The following is a 19,890-nucleotide window of genomic DNA, read 5'->3' on the forward strand; positions in this document are numbered from 1 at the left end:
TACGCTATGCTCGAAGAGCCGGCCATGGCAGCGTGACTCAAACCAAAATGCCTCCGGCAATCCCGGCGCGGTTCAGCGGCATCCAGCCGCGCCAATTCCCATGCATTTTCAATTGGCCTCTTGTGTACGCTTCGTGACCGATCCCACAAAAAGTCTGCTTGAGATTTCGAACCTCACGGTGACCTTTGGTGCAGGGACCGGCGAGGAAACGACTGTCGTTGACGACGTGAATTTCTCCGTTCGCCCGGGACAGACCCTTGGGATTGTGGGGGAGTCCGGAAGCGGCAAGAGTGTTACCTCGCTCGCAGTTATGGGTCTTCTGCCCAAGAGAACGACCCGGATTCAGGGGTCTGTCCGTTTCGGGGGCACGGAACTGCTTGAGCAGAGCGAGGCGGCTTTGCGCGATCTCCGCGGCAACCGCATGGCCATGATTTTTCAGGAGCCGATGACCTCACTGAATCCGGCCTATACGATCGGCCGGCAGATTTCCGAATCGCTCATCCGCCATAAGAGTCTGAGCAAGGCCGCAGCCAGGGCACGCGCCATTGAGCTTCTCGAATTGGTCCGCATCCCATCCCCCGAGCGCCGCTATGATGACTATCCGCACAAGCTCTCAGGTGGCATGCGCCAGCGCGCTATGATCGCGATCGCCCTGGCCTGTGAGCCTCAGCTTCTGATCGCAGACGAACCCACTACGGCGCTCGATGTGACCGTCCAGGCGCAGATTCTCTATCTGATGGGGAGGCTGCGTGAGAAGACCGGTGCGGCAATCGTCCTCATCACGCACGATCTGGGCGTCGTGGCCCAGGTTTGTGACGAGGTTGTCGTAATGTATGCTGGACAGGTGGTCGAGCAGGCGCCCGTCCGCGAGCTTTTCGCCTTCCCCCAGCATCCGTATACCGTAGGCCTCCTGGGCTCGCTTCCGAAGTTCGGCGAGCGCAAGACACGCCTTCCTGTTATCCAGGGCTCAATGCCCAACCCGCGCAACCGCCAACGCGGGTGCCGCTTTGCGGATCGCTGTCCGTTCCGCCAATCAAGGTGCGACGAGGATCAGCCCATCTTCCGTCTGTCCGACACGCGTACCACCCGGTGCTGGCGCGCCCCGCTCGAGGATCTCGCCTCATGACACCGCTTTTGAAGGTTGACCATCTCTCGAAGGAATTTGTGGTCGAGCGCACCGTGTTTGGCCGCCCGGTCAAAACGGTTCGAGCGGTGGACGACGTCTCGCTGGAGATCGGCAAGGGTGAGACCTTGGCGCTGGTCGGAGAATCCGGCTGCGGGAAATCGACTTTGGGGCGGCTGATCATGCGCCTGGTTGATCCGAGCTCGGGTACGATAACACTGACAGGACAAGACATCACGTCTCTCAGCGACCGGTCGCTCAAGCCTGTGCGCCGGCGCGTGCAGCTCATCTTCCAGGATCCGTTTGCCTCGCTCAATCCGCGTATGACAGTGGGCCAGATGGTTGCCGAGCCTTTGATGCTGCACGACATTGTGCCGGCCGCAAAGCGCACGGAACGGGTAAAGGAACTACTCCAAGCCGTCGGGCTGTCGGCTCAGCATATCAACCGTTACCCTCATGAATTCTCTGGTGGCCAACGCCAGCGCATCGTGATTGCGCGTGCGCTTGCAGCCGAACCGGAGCTGATCGTCTGCGACGAGCCGGTCTCCGCGCTCGACGTCTCGATCCGTTCCCAGGTTCTCAACCTGCTTGCCGACCTCCAGAAGCAGTTCGGGTTTTCTTACCTCTTCATTTCCCACGATCTGTCGGTGGTCCGGCATATCGCGGATCGTGTGGCGGTGATGTATCTCGGGCGGATTGTCGAGATCGGCGCGACGGAAGACGTGTTTGGCGATCCGCGCCACCCCTACACCCGCGCATTGATTGCCTCGATTCCGGTGCCGAATCCCGGCTGGCGCGAAACGACTCGGCCTCTCGAAGGCGATCTGCCCAGCCCGATCAATCCTCCATCGGGGTGCCATTTCCACACGCGGTGCCCTTATGCGCAGCCGATCTGTACAACCGAGCGCCCGGCGCTGGTCTCGAGCCAGGGGCACCATCCGGCTGCCTGCCACTTTCAGAACGAGCTGCCCGCCGCCGATGATCTGATGCCTGTCGAGGCAGTTGATCCGCGCCTTTCCCGTCTTTTTGGAGCCTTCCAGGCCCTGAGCACCAAGGAGCCGGCAGCATGATCCGTATGATCGGTAAGCGGCTTTCGGAGGTCATACCGACCCTGCTCATCCTCTCGGTGATCATCTTCGTGCTCCAACGCCTTTTGCCGGGCGATCCGGCCCTGGCGCTGGCCGGCGAAGACGCCGACAGGGAACTCATCGAGCAGATCAGACAGCAATACGGTCTCAACCAGCCTTTGCCCGTCCAATATTTCAAGTGGTCTGGCGGCATTTTGTACGGCGACCTTGGCCAGTCGATGCGCATGAACCGGCCGGTGCTCGATCTGATCCTCGCCCGCCTTCCGGTCACGCTCCAGCTTGCAGTATTTTCGATGATCATTGCGCTGGCGGTCGGCATTACGGCGGGCATCATCGCTGCCGTCCGCAAGCAGAGCGCCTGGGATTACGGGGCCAATCTGGTGGCTCTGGCCGGCATTTCGGTGCCCAATTTCTGGCTGGGCATCATGATGATCCTGGTCTTTTCGGTGATGCTCAACTGGCTGCCAGCGTCGGGTTATGTCAGCCCGCTGATCGATCCGCTGCGTTCGCTGCAAAGCCTGCTCATGCCTTCGATCGTGCTCGGCACGGCCATTGCCGGGGTCATAATGCGTCACACGCGGTCAGCCATGCTCCAGGCGCTCGAAAGCGACTACGTGCGTACCGCGCGCGCGAAGGGGCTTGCCGAATGGGTGGTGGTGGTCCGCCACGCAATGCGCAATGCGCTAACCCCGGTGATCACCCTTGGCGCACTCGAATTCGGCAATCTGCTGGGCGGCGCTGTGCTTACCGAACAGATCTTCAACATCCCCGGCTTTGGCAAGCTCATCGTCGATGCGGTGTATAACCGCGATTACGCGGTGGTACAGGGCGTCGTGCTGGTAACGGCGCTTATCTACGTGCTCATGAGCCTTTTGGCCGACATCGGCTATATGCTCGCCAATCCTCGGCTGAGGAACTGACGATGAGCGTGAGCGCAGAAGATCATATCAGCCGAGGAGAAAGCCAGCTGGCTCAGTTCGCGAAGCGGCTGGTCCGGCACAAAGGTGCCGTCGTCGGACTGTGCTTTATTGTTCTGGTCGTGCTGGCGGCAGTTTTCGCCCCCCTCATTACCCCATTCGACCCTGCTGCCCAGGACTACACGGCTATCAGGCAGAGCCCGAACGCAATTCACTGGTTCGGCACCGACGAGCTAGGGCGCGACATGTTCTCGCGCATCATCTATGGCGCCCGCGCCTCGCTGCTGGTCGGAGCCGTTTCGATTGCCATTGCTATCGCTATCGGTGTGCCCCTCGGCCTGGCGGCAGGCTATGTAGGCGGATGGGTGGATATGGGAATTAGCCGCGTTGCCGACGCCATGCTGGCCATACCGTTCCTGATCCTCGCCATTTCCCTGGCGGCCTTTCTGGGGCCGAGCCTGACCAATTCGATGATAGCGATCGGGGTGACCGCTGCTCCACTCTTTGTGCGCCTTACGCGAGGGCAGGTCATCAACGTCAAATCCGAGGATTACGTGGAGGCAGCGCGTTCGCTAGGCAACTCTCACGCCCGCGTGGCCTTCCGCCATATTCTGCCGAATGTGCTGCCGGCGCTGATCGTCCAGATGACCCTGACGATCGCGACCGCAATCATCTCGGAAGCCAGCCTGTCCTTCCTCGGGCTTGGTCAGCAGCCGCCGGCCGCTTCCTGGGGTTCGATCCTCAATACCGCGCAGCGGTCGCTTACGACCGCACCCTGGATCGCCGCTTGGCCGGGCATGATGATCTTTCTCACCGTCTTGAGTTTCAACCTTCTTGGCGACGGCCTGCGGGACGCCTTCGATCCGCGCAGCCGTTGAGTCTCCTTAGTCCGGAAAGGTGCAGATCATGCGTGTTGTTATTGTTGGCGCAGGCATTCTCGGCTCGAGCGTCGCCTATCATCTCAGTCTCAATAGGGACGTCGCGATTACCGTCATCGACGAGGCCCATCAGGGCAAGGCTACGCTGGCGGGCGCGGGCATCGTCTGCCCGTGCGCAAGCAAGGTAACCGATCCGGATTTCTATCGTTTCTATGCTGCTGGTGGCGCCTACTACCGGCCGCTCGTTTCGGCACTCAAGGAGAAGGGAGAAACAGAATTCGGATACCGACAGGTAGGCGCACTGGTTCTTGCCGATACGGACGAGCAGCTTCAGGAGATAGAGGCCCGGGTCCTTCCGCGCGTGGCAAATGTCCCTGAAGCCGGCGAAGTCCGGCGCGTCGGCGCGGCGGAAATCAAGGCGATGTTTCCGCCCCTGCGCGACGGACTTTCGGCACTCTACATCCCTGGCGGCGCCCGTGTGGAGGCCCGCGGCCTTGCAGGCGCCATGATGCGAGCGGCGCAGGCCAATGGCGCCCAGCTGCACCAGGGTCATGCCAATATCACCGCCGAAGGCAGCAGGGCCATCGTAAAGCTTGACGGGAAGGTTATCGACGCCGACCTCGTCGTCGTGACTGCAGGGGCATGGGTTAATCAAACTTTGACAAACATCGGCGCCTCGATCGGCGTTGTACCGCAGCGAGGGCAGATTGTTCATCTTCGCGTCAAGGAGGAGACAATCGATTGGCCGGTGCTGCTGCCCCAAGGCTCCCACTATATGCTGGCGTTCGACGACAACAGGGTGGTCGTGGGCGCAACCCGCGAAAACGGAGTAGGCTTCGATTGCCGTTTGACAGCCGGCGGCCAGGCCGAAGTTCTCAATTTCGGGCTTGCGCTAGCGCCGGGGCTGGCGGATGCCACCCATATCGAGACGCGCGTCGGTATTCGTCCAATGGCTGAAAGTGTTAAGCCATTGATCGGTCACCTGTCGGGTTTTGAGAACATCCTGATTGGAAATGGCCTAGGGGCGGGCGGTCTGACCATGGGGCCCTTGGCGGGCAAGCTCTTGAGCCAGGTTGCGCTTGGGCAGACGCCCGATCTCGATCTGACACCCTACGCCGTGAGGTCGCTATGACCAGGTCTTCTGTTTCCCCTTACAGAGCTCGGATGATCGGCACGCGGCACATGGCAGCCGCTGGCCACTACCTGGCAGCCCAAGTGGCGCTGCAGGTGTTGGAAGCGGGCGGCAACGCGGTGGACGCCGGCGTGGCCGGTGGAATAACGCTCGGCGTCGTGCAAAGTGAATATGTGTGCTTTGGCGGTGTCGCGCCCTTGATGATCTACTGGGCGGAGACCGACGAAGTCATTTCGATCAGCGGGTTGGGAACCTGGCCCGCTCTCACCGATGTCGATCTGTTTCGTCGGAAATACGGCGGCGCTATGCCGCCCGGCCTGTTGCGCACCATCGTGCCAGCAGCACCTGACAGCTGGATCACCGCACTCGAGCTCTACGGAACGTTTTCCTTCGGTCAATGCGCCGCCGAAGCCGTACGTTTCGCGCGCGAAGGTTTTCCTGTGACGGCGCTCATGGCCGATATCATAGCGGATCATGCGGATGATTATCGCCGCTGGCCGCAGAATGCGGCGATCTATCTGCCTGGCGGCCAGCCGCCGAAGGCGGGAGACATTCTGGTCCAGACCGATTTGGCCAACACCATTTCCTACATGATCGATGAGGAAGCAGCCGCTGCGCGCAAGGGAGGTCGCGAGGCTGGCCTCCAGGCGGCTCGGGATGCGTTCTACAAAGGTGACATCGCCAAGACTATAGTCGAGTATCATCGCGCCAATGGCGGCTGGATGCGGGAGAACGATCTGGCCAACTTTCGCGTGGAGGTGGAGCGGCCCAAATCTGTCAGTTTCGAAGGCGCCGACATCTTTGTTTGCGGACCATGGTGCCAGGGGCCGGTCCTGGGGCAGACCCTTGCCATGCTCGACGGCATTGACCTCAAGGCTCTTGGCCACAACAGCGTCGACTATATCCACCGACTGGTCGAAACGCTCAAGCTGGCCTACGGGGACCGACACGAACTCTATGGCGATCCCAACTTTGTTGATGTCCCTCTCGATACGCTGCTGAGCTCATCCTACGCGCAGAAACGTCGAGCCTTGATCGATCCGGACAAAGCCTTTCCCGGGATGCCCGAGGCGGGCCTGCCGTCGAACTGGGGCCGCAATCCTGACGCGGACCCGCGCAACGGCCGGCGCGATCCGGGGGAGCTCGACACATCCTACGTTTGCGTGGTCGACAAGAACAACAACGCCTTTTCCGCAACCCCGAGCGATGGCTCAATCGGCGCTCCCGTCATTCCGGGATTAGGCTTCGTACCTTCCGCGCGCGGCGTACAGTCGTTCACGCACCCGGACGCGCCGGCCGTGGCGGGGCCGGGCCGCCGGCCTCGCCTGACCCCCTCGCCGGCCTTTGCCCGGAAGAAAGGCGAATGGATCATGCCTTTCGGCTCGCCCGGAAACGACGTGCAGCCGCAAGCCATGCTACAAGTCTATCTCAACCGCCATGTCTTCGGCATGAGCATGCAGGAGGCAGTGGACGCGCCCCGGTTTGCGACCTTCTCCTACCCGCGATCTTCCATCCCGCATTCCTACGATCCGGGTTTGCTCAAGCTCGAAGCGCGCATCGATCCGGCAGTGGCGGAGGAACTCAGAGCCAAAGGGCACAACGTACAGCTCTGGCCCGAATGGGAGTTTGCGGCCGGCGGGGTGTGCTCGATCCACAAGGATTTTAATACCAGGACGCTCGAAGGCGGCTCGGATTCGCGCCGCCCGACGGCCGTAGCAGGATGGTAGAATGACCAAACAATTCTCATACGCCATGCCCTATGGTGCCCCTCGACGGCCAGTCCTGGCGCGCAACATGGTGGCGACTTCCCAGCCGCTGGCGGCCCAGGCCGGGCTTTCCATGCTCGCCAGAGGCGGCAATGCCGTCGATGCTGCACTGGCGGCAGCGGCCACTCTCACGGTGGTGGAGCCCACCGGCAACGGGTTGGGAAGCGACGCTTTCGCCATCGTCTGGGACGGAAAGACCCTGCATGGGCTCAACGCATCCGGACGCTCGCCGGCAGCGTGGACGCCAGAGCGGTTTGCAGGCCGCGACCGGATGCCGGCCCGGGGATGGGAAAGCGTCACAGTTCCGGGAGCGGTTTCGGCCTGGGCCGATCTTTCGGAAAAGTTTGGTGCGCTTGAGTTCGCAACTCTGCTCGAGCCGGCCATCAACTATGCCCGGGACGGTTTCGCAGTCTCCCCTACGATTGCCGAACTGTGGGAGAAGGGGGGCGCGCTGCTTGCTGATCAACCCGGCTTTGCAGAAACCTTCCTCCCCAACGGCCGGGCGCCGCGTGCAGGGGAAACGTTCCGCAATCCGGCGCTCGCGGACTCACTGCTCGCAATTGCGGAGAGCAAGGGCGAAGCCTTCTACAGGGGTGAACTCGCAGCGCGCATCGCCGATTTTGCTGCGCTCCACGGCGCAGCGTTGACGCGGGAGGACCTGGCCGCGCATCGCAATGACTGGTGCGGGACGATCTCCATGGATTATGCGGGCGTCCAGCTTCACGAGATTCCACCCAACGGCCAAGGCATCGTGGCATTGATTGCGCTTGGCATTCTCGAGCACCTGCCGCTCTCGGCGTTCGGGCCTGACAGTGCGCAATCCCTGCATTACCAGATCGAGGCGATTAAGCTCGCCATGGCCGATGTCGAGCGATATGTGTCAGACCCGGCCTATATGGACGTGCCGGTCGAGGCGCTGCTGGATAAGGATTATCTCAAGAGACGCGCCCAATTCATCGAAGCAGGCCGTGCCCAAATCTTTGGGGCTGGTGCGCCTCTTGCGGGCGGAACCGTCTACATAACCGCTGCCGATGCCAGCGGGATGATGGTCTCTTACATTCAGTCCAATTATTCAGGCTTCGGATCGGGGGTTGCTGTTCCGGGGACAGGCATTCATCTGCAGAACCGCGGTTCGGGATTCACTCTTGAAGAGGGTCATCCCAACCGTGTCGGGCCCCGCAAGCGCCCGTTTCACACGATCATCCCAGGCTTCCTGATGCGGGACGGAAAGCCTCTCATGAGCTTCGGCGTCATGGGTGGGCCGATGCAGGCGCAAGGCCATGTTCAAATGGTGCTGCGCACCCAGCTTTACGGGCAGAATCCCCAGGCAGCCAGCGATGCTCCGCGCTGGAGGTTCATATCCGGCCGGGACGTAGCAGTCGAATGGACCATGGATATTAGCACGGTAGCTGGGCTTGAAGCGCTCGGCCACAACGTCACCCGAGAAAGTCCCGATACAAGTTTCGCCTTCGGAGGTGCGCAGTTGATCCACCGCCTCGAGGACGGATATATCGGTGGCTCGGACCACCGCAAGGACGGCATGGCCGTGGGTTTCTGACCCTGCATTGCAGGAAGCTTCCGGGCAAACCGGTGCGCCCGCTGACGACCGGTTTGCCCCCCCGGCGGGAAGGTGAAGCCGGTCACAATCCGCGGCAATGCAGCATCGTTGCCCGATGCCCGGTCCGCTTCACCCCACATCCAGTCCCAGATCCAGGATGGGGGCGCTGTGCGTGATCCAGCCTACCGAAATCAGGTCTACGCCTGCGGCTGCGATCTGGGGCGCCGTGGCGGGCGTTATCCGGCCGGAAGCTTCCGTGATCGCGCGCCCGCTTACCTGCCGCACCGCCTCCGCGAGGGTTTCGGGGCTCATATTGTCGAGAAGGATCGCGTCGGCGCCAACTTCCAGCACCTCGTTGAGCTGCTCCAGCGTATCCACCTCGATCTCGATCTTCACGAGATGACCCACGCTGGCTCGCGCCCGCTCCAATGCTTGCTTCACGCCACCGGCTATGGCGATGTGGTTGTCCTTGATGAGAACGGCATCGTCGAGTCCGAAACGGTGGTTGGCTCCTCCGCCCGCGCGAACGGCATGCTTCTCAAGTAAGCGCAACCCCGGCGTGGTCTTGCGCGTGCAGACGATCCGGGCGTGCCCATGCGGCCGCACAGCGTCGACAAGCCTCGCCGTTGCCGTCGCGATGCCCGACATGCGGCAGATGAGGTTCAGCGCCACGCGCTCGGCCGCAAGAATGCTGCGGGCAGGGCCCTCCACCCGCAACACGGCCTGCCCGCGTTCAATGCGGCTGCCGTCCGGCCGCTCGACGTTGACTTTCACGGCAGGGTCGATCAGGGCGAAGGTCACAACCGCCGCGTCCACGCCTGCAACCACTCCAGGCTCCCGGGTCACGACGGCTCCCTTAAGCCTGGCATCCGCAGGGATGACGGCGTTGCTCGTGATATCGCCCGCCCGGCCCAAATCCTCCATCAGCGCCGCGCGCACGACCGGCTCCACCAGAAGGCGCGGCAGCGGGGGAAGCGTGTTTTCCGGATAGACGGTGGCCGTCATGCAACTCTCCTGGCGGGTTCCGTTTCGCTGCCGAGCTCGGCGGCGATACGCAGGGCTTTATCCAAGGTGATCGTGGTATGCCGTTCAGGCATCCGTTCGGGCTGATCGAGCCGCTGGTGAGCGCCCCGGCTTTCCTCCCTGCCGAACGCCGAAACTGCGATCATCAAACAAACTAGGGCGGCATCGCGCTCAATACCGGAAGCGGCTTCGTGGAGAAGCGTGCGCAGATGGCAGATCGCCTCCGTCAGTCCCGCCCCGTCCCGCAGCACGCCGACCTGCCGGTCCATGAGCGAGCGCAGTTCAGCGAGGCGCGGGAATGGCCGGTTGCCGGTGCCGTAGGAGCGCGGAGCGGCATCAGGCGCCACAGGCTCGATCGCCAATGGGCGCAAAGCCTCCCCCTTGATGTCCTCGGCAATCCAGGCGGCTGAGGCCAGCGCCTCCAGAAGCGAGTTGCTTGCCAGCCGGTTTGCGCCGTGCAGCCCGGTTGATGCGACCTCGCCGCAGGCCCACAGGCCTTCGAGCGAGCTGCGGCCCCGCTCGTCAACCTTGATCCCGCCCATGTGGTAGTGGGCGGCCGGGCGCACGGGGATAGGATCGCGAACCGGATCGAGCCCGGCTTTCTGACACAGAGCTGCCACACCGGGAAACCTACTGCCGATCCGCTCTCCCAGGGCCTGGCGCGTATCAAGAAACACGCGCTCGCCCGCGCTGATCTGCGCAAAGATCGCCCTTGCCACCACATCGCGCGGCGCAAGTTCCGCGCCCGGAACGTCCTGCATGAAGCGCTCGCCGCGGCTGTTGACGAGCCACGCCCCTTCGCCGCGCAGCGCCTCGGTTGCAAGCGGCATCGGATCGAGCCCGGCCAAAATAGCCGTCGGGTGGAACTGCACGAACTCGAGATCGCGCAGCACCGCTCCGGCGCGGGCAGCCATCGCCAGCCCCGCCCCAATCGCGCCCAGGGGATTGGTGGTATGTGCATAGAGCCCGCCAACCCCTCCTGTCGCCAGCACGACTGCGCGGCAGGGGATCAGGATGGGCTCGTCTTCGCCCTCGCCGCCGCGAACGGCGCAGAAAACGCCGGTCACCTGGCCATTCGCATCGAGCGCCAGATCGCTTGCCCGGTAGCCCTCGCGGATTTCGATCCACGGAGCGGCTCGGGCGGCGCGGATAAGAGCGTCCAGCACGGATTTGCCGGTTCTGTCACCCGCCGCGTGAACGATCCTTCGGCGCGAGTGGGCGGCTTCCAGACCCAGAAGCAGCTTGGCGCCGGAGGCGGTTCGGTCAAAGGACACGCCTTGATCAATCAGCCACTCGATGCAGGAGGGCGCCGCCGCCGCAATCCTTTCAGCAACAGCAGGGTCGCTGAGGCCGGCACCCGCATTCACCGTGTCGGCCGCATGAAGAGCGGGATTGTCATCGGGACCGATCGCCGCCGCGATGCCCCCTTGCGCCAAGGGCGTGGAAGCCTCCCGCCCCAGCGGAGAGGCTACAAGCAGAGTGACGGGCAATGGCGTCAGGCGCAGGGCCGTTGCAAGCCCTGCAATGCCACCACCCACGACTATGACGCGGTCCTGGACCGTGGCGTACTGTGGATGGGCTGTTCCCACGAGACGTGCCTCAGCCCACGGCGAGCATGCGCTCGACGGCAAGCCGCGCCTTCTCGGCCACGGCCGGATCGATGGTCACCTCATGCCGCCGCTGTTCGAGGGCCTGCCGGATCTTGGGCAAAGTAATGCGTTTCATGTGCGGGCAAAGATTGCAGGGCCGCACGAATTCGATTTCAGGGTAGAGCGCGGCCACATTGTCGCTCATCGAACATTCGGTGATCAGGGCGACCCGGGAGGGCCGCTTCTCGCCGACGAATTCAGCCATACGTGCGGTTGAACCGGCAAAATCGGCTTCCGCCACCACCTCCGGCGGCGCTTCCGGATGGGCCAGCACCACCACGTCCGGATAGCTCTCGCGCACATCGCGGATATCCTGGGGCGTGAAACGCTCATGCACCTCGCAATGGCCTTTCCAGGTGATGATCTCTATATCGGGCATCTGCGCGGCGGTGTTCTGCGCCAGGAACTCGTCCGGCAGCATGATCACCCGGTCAACGCCCAGCGAGGCGATCACCTTTTTCGCATTGCCCGATGTGCAGCAGATGTCCGACTCCGCTTTTACGGCGGCCGACGTGTTCACATAGGTGACGACCGGCACGCCCGGATGGCGCTTTCGCAATTCGCGCACATCCTCAGCGGTGATCGACTCGGCCAGCGAGCAGCCCGCCTCCATGTCCGGGATGAGTACGGTCTTTTCCGGATTGAGCAGCTTGGCGGTTTCCGCCATGAAGTGCACGCCTGCAAGCACGATCACATCAGCATTTGACTTCGCCGCCTCGCGGGCAAGTGCCAGGCTGTCGCCCACGATGTCGGCGACCGTGTGGAAGATCTCGGGCGTCTGATAATTGTGCGCCAGGATCACCGCGTTGCGCTCGCGTTTGAGCGCCAGGATGGCTTCGATATCGCTGGCGAATGAAGGCCATTCCATGGATGGAACATGATGCTGCACACGGGCGTAAAGATCGGGCAGCGGCAGGGACGCGGGCGGAGCAGCATTGGCCATGGCAGCCTCCTGTACTCATTATGAGCATTAGCAAATCATAGAAATGCTCGATTTGAGCATTTCTTGCACATGAGAAAACCGGCTGCATAGCCGGTACGAAATTATGCTAAACGCGAGTATAAGTCTTCGTCAACCCGGAATTTTCAGGGCGCGACGCATCACCTCAGGCGCGGCAGGCGCACGCCGGGCGCCGGCCGTTCCAGCAGCACCTCGCGCCGGAAACGCACCAGCCGGGCGGGGCGCCCGCCGGTCTTGGTGGTCACCTCTCCGGTCTCCTCCACCAGACCCTGCATCTCCACGAGGCGGCGGAAGTTCTGCTTGTGCAGGCGTATGCCTGACAGCGCTTCCACGGTTCTTTGAAGATCAAGCAAGGTGAAGGCGGCGGGCATCAGCTCGAAGATTACGGGCCGGTACTTGATCTTGCCGCGCAGGCGGCCGATCGCCGTGGCGAGGATGCGCCGGTGGTCCAGGGCCATGGGCTTTCCGGGCGCGATCCGCGCCTTTGCCGCGGTCGCGCCGTCACGCAGCGCCTCGGGCACGAGGCCGGCTTCGTAGAGCAGCTCATAGCGCTCAAGAACGCGCTCGTCGGTCCACGTCCTGGCCTCGAAGCCGAAGGTGAGCTCGATGCGTTCCTCGCGGAACTGCCGCAGGGGTTTGCCGCCCGCACGCGCCCATGCCTTCAGCGCGGGCTCGATGACATCAAGCGCCTTGGGTCTGCCGTCGCGCCAATCCTCCCATGGAAGATAATCGTACCAGTTTTGCCAAGCGGCATGGGCAAGGCCGGCGGGGCGCGCCTCCTGCACGAGGGCGAGGTAGGCGATCGAGAGCGCATGCCCCGCATTCGGGTCATGGGCTTCGGCCCGGTCTCTGTCGCCGAAGGTGTAAAGCTGCTCCACGTAACCCAGGGTGAGCTGCGTCTGCTCGGTAACCCAGCTGCGCAGCCCCATCTCAAGCGTGCGATGCTGAGATTGCAAAGGGCCTGAGGGCAACCCCTCCGGCTGCTGCGGATCTGACCGCACCGTAAGCACCCGCGGCTCATCGGGCGTCGCCGCCATGATGACGGCGCTCAGATCAATAGTCGGCGCCGCATGGGGCTCAATGCTGGTCTTGGATCGCCGGGCGGAAAAGGACGAGGCCATGGACACCTGAAAGCGAACAAGTTCGGAAAGCACAGGATACCGGAGCCGAGTGACCTCAGTCGAGAGCCACTTTGAACGGCCGTGCTCCCCGCTAACGGCAAGTGTTTAAAGCGGGGTATGAAATGCGCGGCACGCAGATATTCTCGCGCGCTCGACTGGCTTCACTCGCACTGCCGCCTTGGCCCGCCTCCGTAGGGCTGATAGGTGTTGTCTTCCGGCCGGTACGAGCGGTAGCGGCTGAGGCAGTCCCGGATATGGTCGGCTGAAAGCGTCGGACTTTCGTTAGTGACGTGAAGTTGCTCTTCGGCGTAGTAAGGTGCCGGTTCTCCGGTAGCGGTGAACGGCGATACGCACGGACGGACTTCTCCGCTATGGGCCATGTAGCTGTTCGTTTCCGGCCGGTAGGAGCGGTAACGGGCGGAGCACCATTTCACATGTGCCGCGACATCGGCTTCCAGGGCATTTGACGGCTGGCCATCGCCTATTTCTCCTGTCGGGGCGACGCCTGCGGTTGGGGTCGCATCGATCTCTCCGGCAACCGCTGTGGAAGGGCCCGCCGCCGCTTTAGTCAAGCCGCCGCTGCGGGTGGCAGCCCCGTGAATGGGGATGCGCCGAACGTCCTGCGTTACGGCTTCGGCGTCGCCTGCTAGCCTGCGATCTGCTCCGTCCGCGCTGGCATCCAGCTCCCGCGCCGGTTCGGCAACAATCAGGTAGGTGGCAATTGCCGCTCCGCTGATGAAGACTGCGGACGAGGCCAGGAACCCGCAAATCAAGGCCAGCAACGGTTTCATACCTAATCCTCCTTTCACGAGGGCAAACTTTTCACCGACGGGATGGGTTCCTGAAATGAGTGAGATGCGAGGTGCCTATTCGTGCACCCAGACCCCTAATCCGGCTTCTGAACTCGGCTGCACCGGGAGGCCAAGCGGTTGAAGGCGCTGGAAGAGGAGAATGCACGCCTGAAGAAGCTTCTGGCGGAGTCGATGATGGACGTGTCGACGCTGCGCGAGATGCTGGCAAAAACTTCTGACGCCCGGTTCAAGGAGGACGGCCGTGGACTGGGCCATTGAAGAGAGGGGATATTCCCAACGCCGCGCCTGCGATTTGATGGGCAGGCTTCCGCGGCGCGGAAAAAGGCGTTGGAGCTCCTGAAGCTGGTCCACATTCCGGATCCGGAGCGGCGGCTCAAATCCTATCCGCACGAGCTCTCGGGAGGACAGCGCCAGCGCGTGATGATCGCCATGGCGCTCGCCAACGACCCGGACCTTCTGATCGCTGACGAGCCGACGACCGCACTCGACGTGACGATCCAGGCAGAAATCCTGCGGCTGCTGGCCGAGCTGCAGAAGAAGCTCGGCATGGCAATTCTCTACATCACCCACGATCTCAGGATCGTGGAGGCTTTTGCGAGCCGCGTTTACGTGATGCAGAAGGGCAGGGTGGTCGAGGAAGGTACGACAGATGACATCTTCCACCGCCCGGGGGAGCCGTATACGAAAATGCTGCTTGCCGCTGAGCCGGAAGGCTCGAAGCCGCCGGTGCCGGCCGCTGCACCCATTCTGCTTGACGCCAAGAAGGTGTCAGTGACGTTCCGCTCGGGCGGCGGTTTCTTTGCCCGACCAGCTTTCGAATTGAAAGCGGTGTGCAGGACGTCACGCTCACGCTTCGCGCCGGGCAGACGATCGGCATCGTGGGCGAATCCGGCTCCGGAAAATCCACCCTCGCGGCAGCCTCAGCCCGTGCATGACGGTGGGCGAGATCATCACCGAGGGGCTTCTGGTGCACGAACCGCAGCTTGCGGCCCGCGAGCGCGAGGAAGCGGCGATCAAGGCGCTGGAGGAGGTCGGGATCGATCCCGTTATGCGCAACCGCTTCCCGCACGAGTTTTCCGGCAGCCAGCGCCAGCGCATCGCGATCGCAAGGGCAACGGTGCTGAAGCCTACGGTCATCGTGCTTGACGAGCCGACCTCCGCGCTTGACCGCTCGGTGCAGAAGCAGATCATCAATCTGCTGCGGCGTATCCAGGAGAGCCATGGGCTCTCCTACATTTTCATCAGCCACGATCTCGCGGTGGTGAAGGTGCTTGCCGATCACACGATCGTGATGAAGACCGGCCGGGTGGTCGAGGAAGGGCCGACGGAGGTGTTCCGCGATCCGAAGAGCGACTACACCCGCGCCTCATGCGCGCGGCCTTCAATCTTAAGGACGTGTTGAGGCAGCAGGTTAAGATGCGAGCCTGATGGGTGGCATACGTGCGAGGAGGCCGTAGTCGTCGAGACCATCGATATCCGGCTCAGTGCTCAGGCGCGGTCCGCCCCCTCGGCAACACGGATGGCGGTAAGCAGGCTGAGGCCGGTGTGATAGCCAGGGTCTAGGTCGGGCGTCGCCGGCACGTAGTCGACCGGGCCTTCGGCAGTCAGCGTCTGATAGGCGATCGGCGGTTCGCCTCGCCAGTATTGGCGGAAGAAGGCCTCGTCCGCCCGCCGCCAGGCGGCGAGCGTGTCGGGGTTGCCGGTCCGTGACCAGGCGAGCGCCGCCGTACGGATCGCTTCCGGCAGAGACCACCAGGGCTGGTAACGGCTGAGCTTCTCGCCTGTGGAGATCGATATGGTGAGCGAGAGTCCGGCTTCCGCAAAGCCGAAGTCGATCGAGGAGAGTAGAACGCGCTCGAGTGTGCACACCAGCTCCGCGTCGCTGGCGGCCGGGGAATAGTCCAGCGCGAAGCCGGCGAACTCGATCCCGTGGCCGACATTGCAATGGTCGTCACCGGGCACGTTTCGCAGGAGAAAAGTGTTCGGGTCGAGGTGCCGCTCGATCACATGGGCGATGAAGTGTCCGGCGAAGTCCGCGTGTTCGGCCAGTCCTAGCCGCTCCAGCATGCCGGCGGCCCCCAGCAGGATCATGCGGGGCCCGAAATCGTCCGCCTGGGCGGCAAGGGCCGCTTCGCCGAGCTCCGCCTGCTCGTCCATCTGGAAACGGCCATCCTCGATCGCTGCGATAACGCGGCCGAGATAGGCGAGATGATTGGGCAGGTCCTCCGGCTGGTAGCGGTGCGCCGCCGCGATCAGCCCCTTGGCCGCGAAGGCATCCGAATAGGTGTAGATCTCGCCTGCCGGGCTTTGGGGGACGACGCGCCCGTCCTTTTCGGCGCGGATCGGCTGCATGGACGCGTTATAGCGGAAATAGACGTGACCGTCCGTGCTCTGCAGTTCCTTCAGAAGCGCGTAGAGGCGGCAGCCGGCTTCATCGAGCTTTCGCGAAAGATCAGGCTGCCGCTCGGCAAAGAAGGCGGCATGGGTAGCGATTGCCTCGAGGCCGCGGCCCTGGATCCAGCCATAGGTATAATCCGGTCCGCGCAGGCCGTCGGCGGCCGTGTAGTCGGCGAGTGTCAGGCTGTTGAGCTTCGTGTTCAGGAAGCCGCGCCCGAGCGGCGGCCGGGAGAGCATCCATCGAAGCGTGCCGGCATTGGCGCGCGTGTAGCGCTCCGCCGCCTCCTGCAGGAACGTGCCGCTCATTCCTTGAGGCCCGTGGCTGCCACGCTCTGCACAAAGTTGCGGCGCAGGATGACGAAGAGGGTGATGGAAGGGATAAGCACGGTGGCGGATGCCGCGCTCAGGCGGCCGAGATCCACCGTGAAGCCCGTCTGGAAAAGCGCCAGCCCCACCTCGATCGTATAGGTCTCGCGCGTAGTGGTGACGATCATCGGCCAGGCGAAGGCGGTCCATGCCTGAAAGAAGGCGAGGACGGCAAGCGCGCCGAGTGCGCCGCGCAGAAGCGGTAGGACGATCGCCCAGAAAATCCAGAACTCGCCGGCGCCGTCGATGCGCGCCGCCTCAAGAAGCTCGTCGGGTATGGAGTGCATGACGTTCTGGCGGATCAGGAAAATGCCGAAGCTCATCACCAGGTAGCCGAGCAGGAGGCCCCAGGTGGAATTGAGAATGCCCAAGGCCTGCGCCTGGAAATAGAGCGGGATCATGTAAACCTCGAACGGCACGATGGCCGTAGCGAGGATGATCACGAAGATGACGCTCAACGTACGGAAGCGGAATTTCGCCAGCACATAGCCGGAGATCGCCGAAGTGGCGACGATCGACAGGGTCGAGAGCACTGCAAAGGTAAGGCTGTTGAAGATCCAGCGCGCCAGCGGCGTGTCCGCGAGCACTGCGCGGAAATTCTCCACAGTGGGCTCGGCAGGGATGATGGTGGGTGGCCAGGCCAGAAGTTCCTGCGGCGTCTTGAACGCGTTCGAGACGAGGAAGACGAGCGGCAGGATCATGAGAAGGGAGAAGGCGAAGAGAAAGACGTCAATCGCCAGATTGATGAGCCTTTCCCGTGCGGGAATCTCTTCTGCTGCGCTCACGCTGACCTTGCCGGTTGCGTCCACCGCCGTCATGCCCGTCCCTTCTCACGCAGCAGGCCGAACTGGATGAGGGTCAACACCAGAACGATCGCCAGAAGAACCACGGCTTCCGAAGCTGCATAGCCGACACGATAATTGCGGAAGCTGTTTTCCAGCATGTCGAGGACGAGCACCCGCACCAGCCGGCCAGGCGCCCCTTGCGAGTCGGAAGCAAGCACGAAAGCCTGCGCATAGACATTGAAGCCGGAAATCAGCGTCACGACGGAAACATACAGCGTGATCGGCTTCAGGAGCGGAATAGACACGTACCAGAAGCGCTGGATGCCGCCCGCGCCGTCGAGCTTGGCGGCCTCGAAAAGCGAGACCGGCAGGCTCTTGAAGCCGACGAGATAGATGAGCACCGCATAGCCGAGCGCCTGCCAGGAGCAGAGCACGATGATGCAGATCACCGACAGCACCGGATCGAAAAGCCAGGGCTGCGCCGGGACGCCGAAATACTGCAAAAGCGCGTTCAGCGGTCCGAGTTTGGCGTCGAAGATCCATTTCCAGGCCATGGCCGCGGGAACGAGCGAAACGACATGGGGGATGAAGACCGCCGTCTCGTAGAAGCCTGAGAAGCGCGAGGCGGTGCGGTGATGGATGAGCGCGGCGATCGTTATGGCCAGCGGGATGGTAACCGCCAGAACGCCGAAAGCGATGATCGAGGTGTTCACCAGCGCATCGAGGAACAGCCGGTCATGGAAAAGCTCGCGGAAATTGTCGAGCCCGATGAAAGGCTTGTTCTTTGACAGGATGTCCCACTTGTGAAGGCTGAGCCGCAGCGTCTCGGTGATCGGATAGATGCGCACCCATGCGAAGATCGCGAGCGTCGGCAGGAACGCCAGCATCGCGAACCGCCATAGTCTTCGCTGCAGCATATGCTTTCCCGTCGGAACTGCCTTTATAGCCAGAGCGGCCGGTGGCCGCCCTGGAGCTTATAGCGAGGGCACTTATTCGGCCAGCAAGCCCTCGCGGCTGAGGATATTGTTCGTCTCCTCGGCGGCCGATGCAAGGAAGGCGTCGATCGCCGCATCATCCTGCGCCAGGTCCGCATTGGCGTAAGCGGCGGTCAGCTGGCCGGCAAGCCGCGTCAGCACCTCCTCGATGGGGCCGATCGCCGGAAGCGTGAAGAATTCGTAATCCTCCGGATAGTCCACGAAGGCGGCGAAAGCAGGAACACGGTCGGTGACGACGGAGTAATCGACGCCGGAGCGGTTCGGCAGCCAACCCACATTGTCCAGAAGCCAGATGAGGTTTTCGGGCTCATTGGTGGCAAGCGCGAAGGCCCAGGCGGCCTCGGCATCTTCGCCCTCGACCGAATTCACATAGAGATTGGTCGGCAGTGCGATCGAGCCGCGGGGCAGGGGAGCCGTCGCGTAGTTGAGGTCCGGAGCCTTGGCGGCGATGTCGCCGATCACCCAGGATTCGCGGATGAACATAGCTGTCTGGCCGCGCTCGAAGGCCTCGGCATCCGCCGGCATCTCGGGCGTCACTGTCTTCAGAACGTGCACGTTCTCCAAATACTGCTTCAGCGCCTTGCGGCCCGCCTCGTTGGCGTAGTTGGCGCGCCACTTGCCGTTGCCGTCAGGCTCGATCACCGAGCCGCCGTACTGGAATAGGTTGATCCAGAACTTCTCAGCAATGCCCTGGCCGCCGCCGGTGAGCCGCAAGCTCCAGCCTGAGACGGTCGGATTGCCATTCTCGTTCCGCTGGGTGAGCTTTTCGGCATATTCGGTGTACTCTTCCATGGTCCGCGGCGGCTCGGTCAGACCGGCTGCCTCGAACATGTCGACGTTGTAGAAAAGAGCGCCCTGGCCGCGGAACAGCGGCACGCCGTAGACGGTGCCGTCCTTACTCGCGGTCTCGACAAAGAAGGAGCCGAAATTGGCCGGATCCTTCACGAAGGCGGCGACATTTTCAGGTGCGGCGGGGATAAGGTCGTTCTCGATGTAGCGGCTGGCTGTGGAGCCTGCTAGTTCGATCACCGTGACGCCGGCGGAGCCCGATGTGAGCCCGAGCGCGATGCGCTTCTCATGCTCACGCAGCGCGATCGCCTCAACGTTCACCTGCAGGTCCGGATATTCGTCCTTCATGGACTCTGCCACGTGCTCGTAGAACGGCGCCATTTCCGGATAGCCGCTCCAGACGGTGATGGTCTGGGCCGACACCGTGGTGGTCGTCATGGAAAGGCCCGCCGCCACCGCGAGCGCCAAAGGCGTTCCTGCGATCTTGGCCTTGATGGATCGAGACTTGCGTGCCCTGTGCGCTCTCATCT

General features: G+C 62.9%; 17 protein-coding genes and 2 pseudogenes. 10 read left to right on the forward strand and 9 right to left on the reverse strand.

Going from position 1 to position 19,890, the window contains the following annotated elements:
* Positions 1–100 precede the first annotated feature (100 nt).
* Genes NYR54_RS08580 through NYR54_RS08610 form a run of 7 tightly spaced genes read left to right on the forward strand, consistent with a single transcriptional unit; the run spans position 101 to position 8,462 of the window.
* Entirely contained in the window at positions 101–1,126 is a 1,026-nt protein-coding gene (locus tag NYR54_RS08580) for an ABC transporter ATP-binding protein (protein ID WP_423738597.1), read from the forward strand.
* On the forward strand, positions 1,123–2,193 hold the full coding sequence (locus NYR54_RS08585; protein ID WP_261515221.1) for an ABC transporter ATP-binding protein: 1,071 nt from the start codon (positions 1,123–1,125) through the stop codon (positions 2,191–2,193). The genes NYR54_RS08580 and NYR54_RS08585 overlap by 4 nt, the downstream gene beginning before the upstream one ends.
* Entirely contained in the window at positions 2,190–3,131 is a 942-nt protein-coding gene (locus NYR54_RS08590) for an ABC transporter permease (RefSeq protein WP_261515222.1), read from the forward strand. Before NYR54_RS08585 ends, NYR54_RS08590 begins: the two co-directional genes overlap by 4 nt.
* A gap of 2 nt (positions 3,132–3,133) precedes the next feature.
* On the forward strand, positions 3,134–4,006 hold the full coding sequence (locus NYR54_RS08595) for an ABC transporter permease (protein WP_261515223.1): 873 nt from the start codon (positions 3,134–3,136) through the stop codon (positions 4,004–4,006).
* Positions 4,007–4,034: 28 nt separating this feature from the next.
* Positions 4,035–5,138: an NAD(P)/FAD-dependent oxidoreductase gene (locus NYR54_RS08600; protein ID WP_261515224.1), complete on the forward strand. Its 1,104-nt coding sequence runs from the start codon at positions 4,035–4,037 to the stop codon at positions 5,136–5,138.
* Positions 5,135–6,865 carry a gamma-glutamyltransferase family protein gene (locus tag NYR54_RS08605; RefSeq protein WP_261515225.1) on the forward strand — a complete coding sequence of 577 codons (1,731 nt, stop codon included), beginning with the start codon at positions 5,135–5,137 and terminating at the stop codon, positions 6,863–6,865. Before NYR54_RS08600 ends, NYR54_RS08605 begins: the two co-directional genes overlap by 4 nt.
* 1 nt (position 6,866) lies before the next feature.
* Positions 6,867–8,462 (forward strand): gamma-glutamyltransferase family protein, encoded by a 1,596-nt coding sequence (locus tag NYR54_RS08610; protein ID WP_261515226.1) that lies wholly within the window; start codon positions 6,867–6,869, stop codon positions 8,460–8,462.
* Between the two features lie 129 nt (positions 8,463–8,591).
* On the opposite strand, the gene nadC is transcribed toward NYR54_RS08610, so the two are convergent.
* The 5 genes from nadC to NYR54_RS08635 form a co-directional block, all read right to left on the reverse strand.
* Positions 8,592–9,467: a carboxylating nicotinate-nucleotide diphosphorylase gene (gene nadC / locus NYR54_RS08615; protein WP_261515227.1), complete on the reverse strand. Its 876-nt coding sequence runs from the start codon at positions 9,465–9,467 to the stop codon at positions 8,592–8,594.
* Positions 9,464–11,074, reverse strand: a complete 1,611-nt coding sequence (locus NYR54_RS08620; protein ID WP_261515228.1) for an L-aspartate oxidase — start codon at positions 11,072–11,074, stop codon at positions 9,464–9,466. The genes nadC and NYR54_RS08620 overlap by 4 nt, the downstream gene beginning before the upstream one ends.
* Positions 11,075–11,084: 10 nt before the next feature.
* A complete protein-coding gene (nadA, locus tag NYR54_RS08625; protein ID WP_261515229.1) occupies positions 11,085–12,077 on the reverse strand; it encodes a quinolinate synthase NadA in 993 nt (330 codons plus the stop codon).
* A 158-nt stretch (positions 12,078–12,235) separates the two neighbouring features.
* Positions 12,236–13,216 (reverse strand): NUDIX hydrolase, encoded by a 981-nt coding sequence (locus NYR54_RS08630; protein ID WP_261515230.1) that lies wholly within the window; start codon positions 13,214–13,216, stop codon positions 12,236–12,238.
* 161 nt (positions 13,217–13,377) lie between these two features.
* Positions 13,378–14,007, reverse strand: a complete 630-nt coding sequence (locus tag NYR54_RS08635; RefSeq protein ID WP_261515231.1) for a BA14K family protein — start codon at positions 14,005–14,007, stop codon at positions 13,378–13,380.
* Between the two features lie 126 nt (positions 14,008–14,133).
* Between NYR54_RS08635 and NYR54_RS08640 the strand changes: the two are divergent.
* The 3 genes and pseudogenes from NYR54_RS08640 to NYR54_RS08650 form a co-directional block, all read left to right on the forward strand.
* Positions 14,134–14,341: pseudogene (locus NYR54_RS08640) on the forward strand (IS3 family transposase); the annotation flags it as partial.
* Between the two features lie 14 nt (positions 14,342–14,355).
* A pseudogene (locus NYR54_RS19185) lies at positions 14,356–14,448 on the forward strand (hypothetical protein); the annotation flags it as partial.
* A gap of 466 nt (positions 14,449–14,914) precedes the next feature.
* On the forward strand, positions 14,915–15,430 hold the full coding sequence (locus tag NYR54_RS08650; RefSeq protein WP_261515426.1) for an ATP-binding cassette domain-containing protein: 516 nt from the start codon (positions 14,915–14,917) through the stop codon (positions 15,428–15,430).
* A gap of 86 nt (positions 15,431–15,516) precedes the next feature.
* Here NYR54_RS08650 and NYR54_RS08655 read toward each other — a convergent pair whose 3' ends face one another.
* The 4 genes from NYR54_RS08655 to NYR54_RS08670 all read right to left on the reverse strand — a co-directional run bounded on the left by NYR54_RS08655 (position 15,517) and on the right by NYR54_RS08670 (position 19,888).
* Positions 15,517–16,731 (reverse strand): AGE family epimerase/isomerase, encoded by a 1,215-nt coding sequence (locus tag NYR54_RS08655; RefSeq protein WP_261515232.1) that lies wholly within the window; start codon positions 16,729–16,731, stop codon positions 15,517–15,519.
* Positions 16,728–17,609 (reverse strand): carbohydrate ABC transporter permease, encoded by an 882-nt coding sequence (locus NYR54_RS08660; RefSeq protein WP_261515233.1) that lies wholly within the window; start codon positions 17,607–17,609, stop codon positions 16,728–16,730. The genes NYR54_RS08655 and NYR54_RS08660 overlap by 4 nt, the downstream gene beginning before the upstream one ends.
* On the reverse strand, positions 17,606–18,493 hold the full coding sequence (locus tag NYR54_RS08665; protein ID WP_261515234.1) for a carbohydrate ABC transporter permease: 888 nt from the start codon (positions 18,491–18,493) through the stop codon (positions 17,606–17,608). Before NYR54_RS08665 ends, NYR54_RS08660 begins: the two co-directional genes overlap by 4 nt.
* A 72-nt stretch (positions 18,494–18,565) precedes the next feature.
* Positions 18,566–19,888 (reverse strand): ABC transporter substrate-binding protein, encoded by a 1,323-nt coding sequence (locus NYR54_RS08670; RefSeq protein ID WP_261515235.1) that lies wholly within the window; start codon positions 19,886–19,888, stop codon positions 18,566–18,568.
* Positions 19,889–19,890 lie beyond the last annotated feature (2 nt).

The sequence above is a fragment of the Chelativorans petroleitrophicus genome (assembly GCF_025398195.1).
Taxonomy (GTDB): Bacteria; Pseudomonadota; Alphaproteobacteria; order Rhizobiales; family Rhizobiaceae; genus Chelativorans; species Chelativorans petroleitrophicus.

Bases quoted from the DNA above. Each gene is read 5' to 3' on its own strand.
- NYR54_RS08660 (WP_261515233.1), bottom strand. From the start codon at position 17,609: ATGACGGCGGTGGACGCAACCGGCAAGGTCAGCGTGAGCGCAGCAGAA.
- nadA (WP_261515229.1), bottom strand. From the start codon at position 12,077: ATGGCCAATGCTGCTCCGCCCGCGTCCCTGCCGCTGCCCGATCTTTAC.
- NYR54_RS08590 (WP_261515222.1), top strand. From the start codon at position 2,190: ATGATCCGTATGATCGGTAAGCGGCTTTCGGAGGTCATACCGACCCTG.
- NYR54_RS08630 (WP_261515230.1), bottom strand. From the start codon at position 13,216: ATGGCCTCGTCCTTTTCCGCCCGGCGATCCAAGACCAGCATTGAGCCC.
- NYR54_RS08585 (WP_261515221.1), top strand. From the start codon at position 1,123: ATGACACCGCTTTTGAAGGTTGACCATCTCTCGAAGGAATTTGTGGTC.
- NYR54_RS08665 (WP_261515234.1), bottom strand. From the start codon at position 18,493: ATGCTGCAGCGAAGACTATGGCGGTTCGCGATGCTGGCGTTCCTGCCG.
- NYR54_RS08670 (WP_261515235.1), bottom strand. From the start codon at position 19,888: ATGAGAGCGCACAGGGCACGCAAGTCTCGATCCATCAAGGCCAAGATC.
- nadC (WP_261515227.1), bottom strand. From the start codon at position 9,467: ATGACGGCCACCGTCTATCCGGAAAACACGCTTCCCCCGCTGCCGCGC.
- NYR54_RS08635 (WP_261515231.1), bottom strand. From the start codon at position 14,007: ATGAAACCGTTGCTGGCCTTGATTTGCGGGTTCCTGGCCTCGTCCGCA.
- NYR54_RS08600 (WP_261515224.1), top strand. From the start codon at position 4,035: ATGCGTGTTGTTATTGTTGGCGCAGGCATTCTCGGCTCGAGCGTCGCC.
- NYR54_RS08580 (WP_423738597.1), top strand. From the start codon at position 101: ATGCATTTTCAATTGGCCTCTTGTGTACGCTTCGTGACCGATCCCACA.
- NYR54_RS08595 (WP_261515223.1), top strand. From the start codon at position 3,134: ATGAGCGTGAGCGCAGAAGATCATATCAGCCGAGGAGAAAGCCAGCTG.
- NYR54_RS08610 (WP_261515226.1), top strand. From the start codon at position 6,867: ATGACCAAACAATTCTCATACGCCATGCCCTATGGTGCCCCTCGACGG.
- NYR54_RS08605 (WP_261515225.1), top strand. From the start codon at position 5,135: ATGACCAGGTCTTCTGTTTCCCCTTACAGAGCTCGGATGATCGGCACG.
- NYR54_RS08655 (WP_261515232.1), bottom strand. From the start codon at position 16,731: ATGAGCGGCACGTTCCTGCAGGAGGCGGCGGAGCGCTACACGCGCGCC.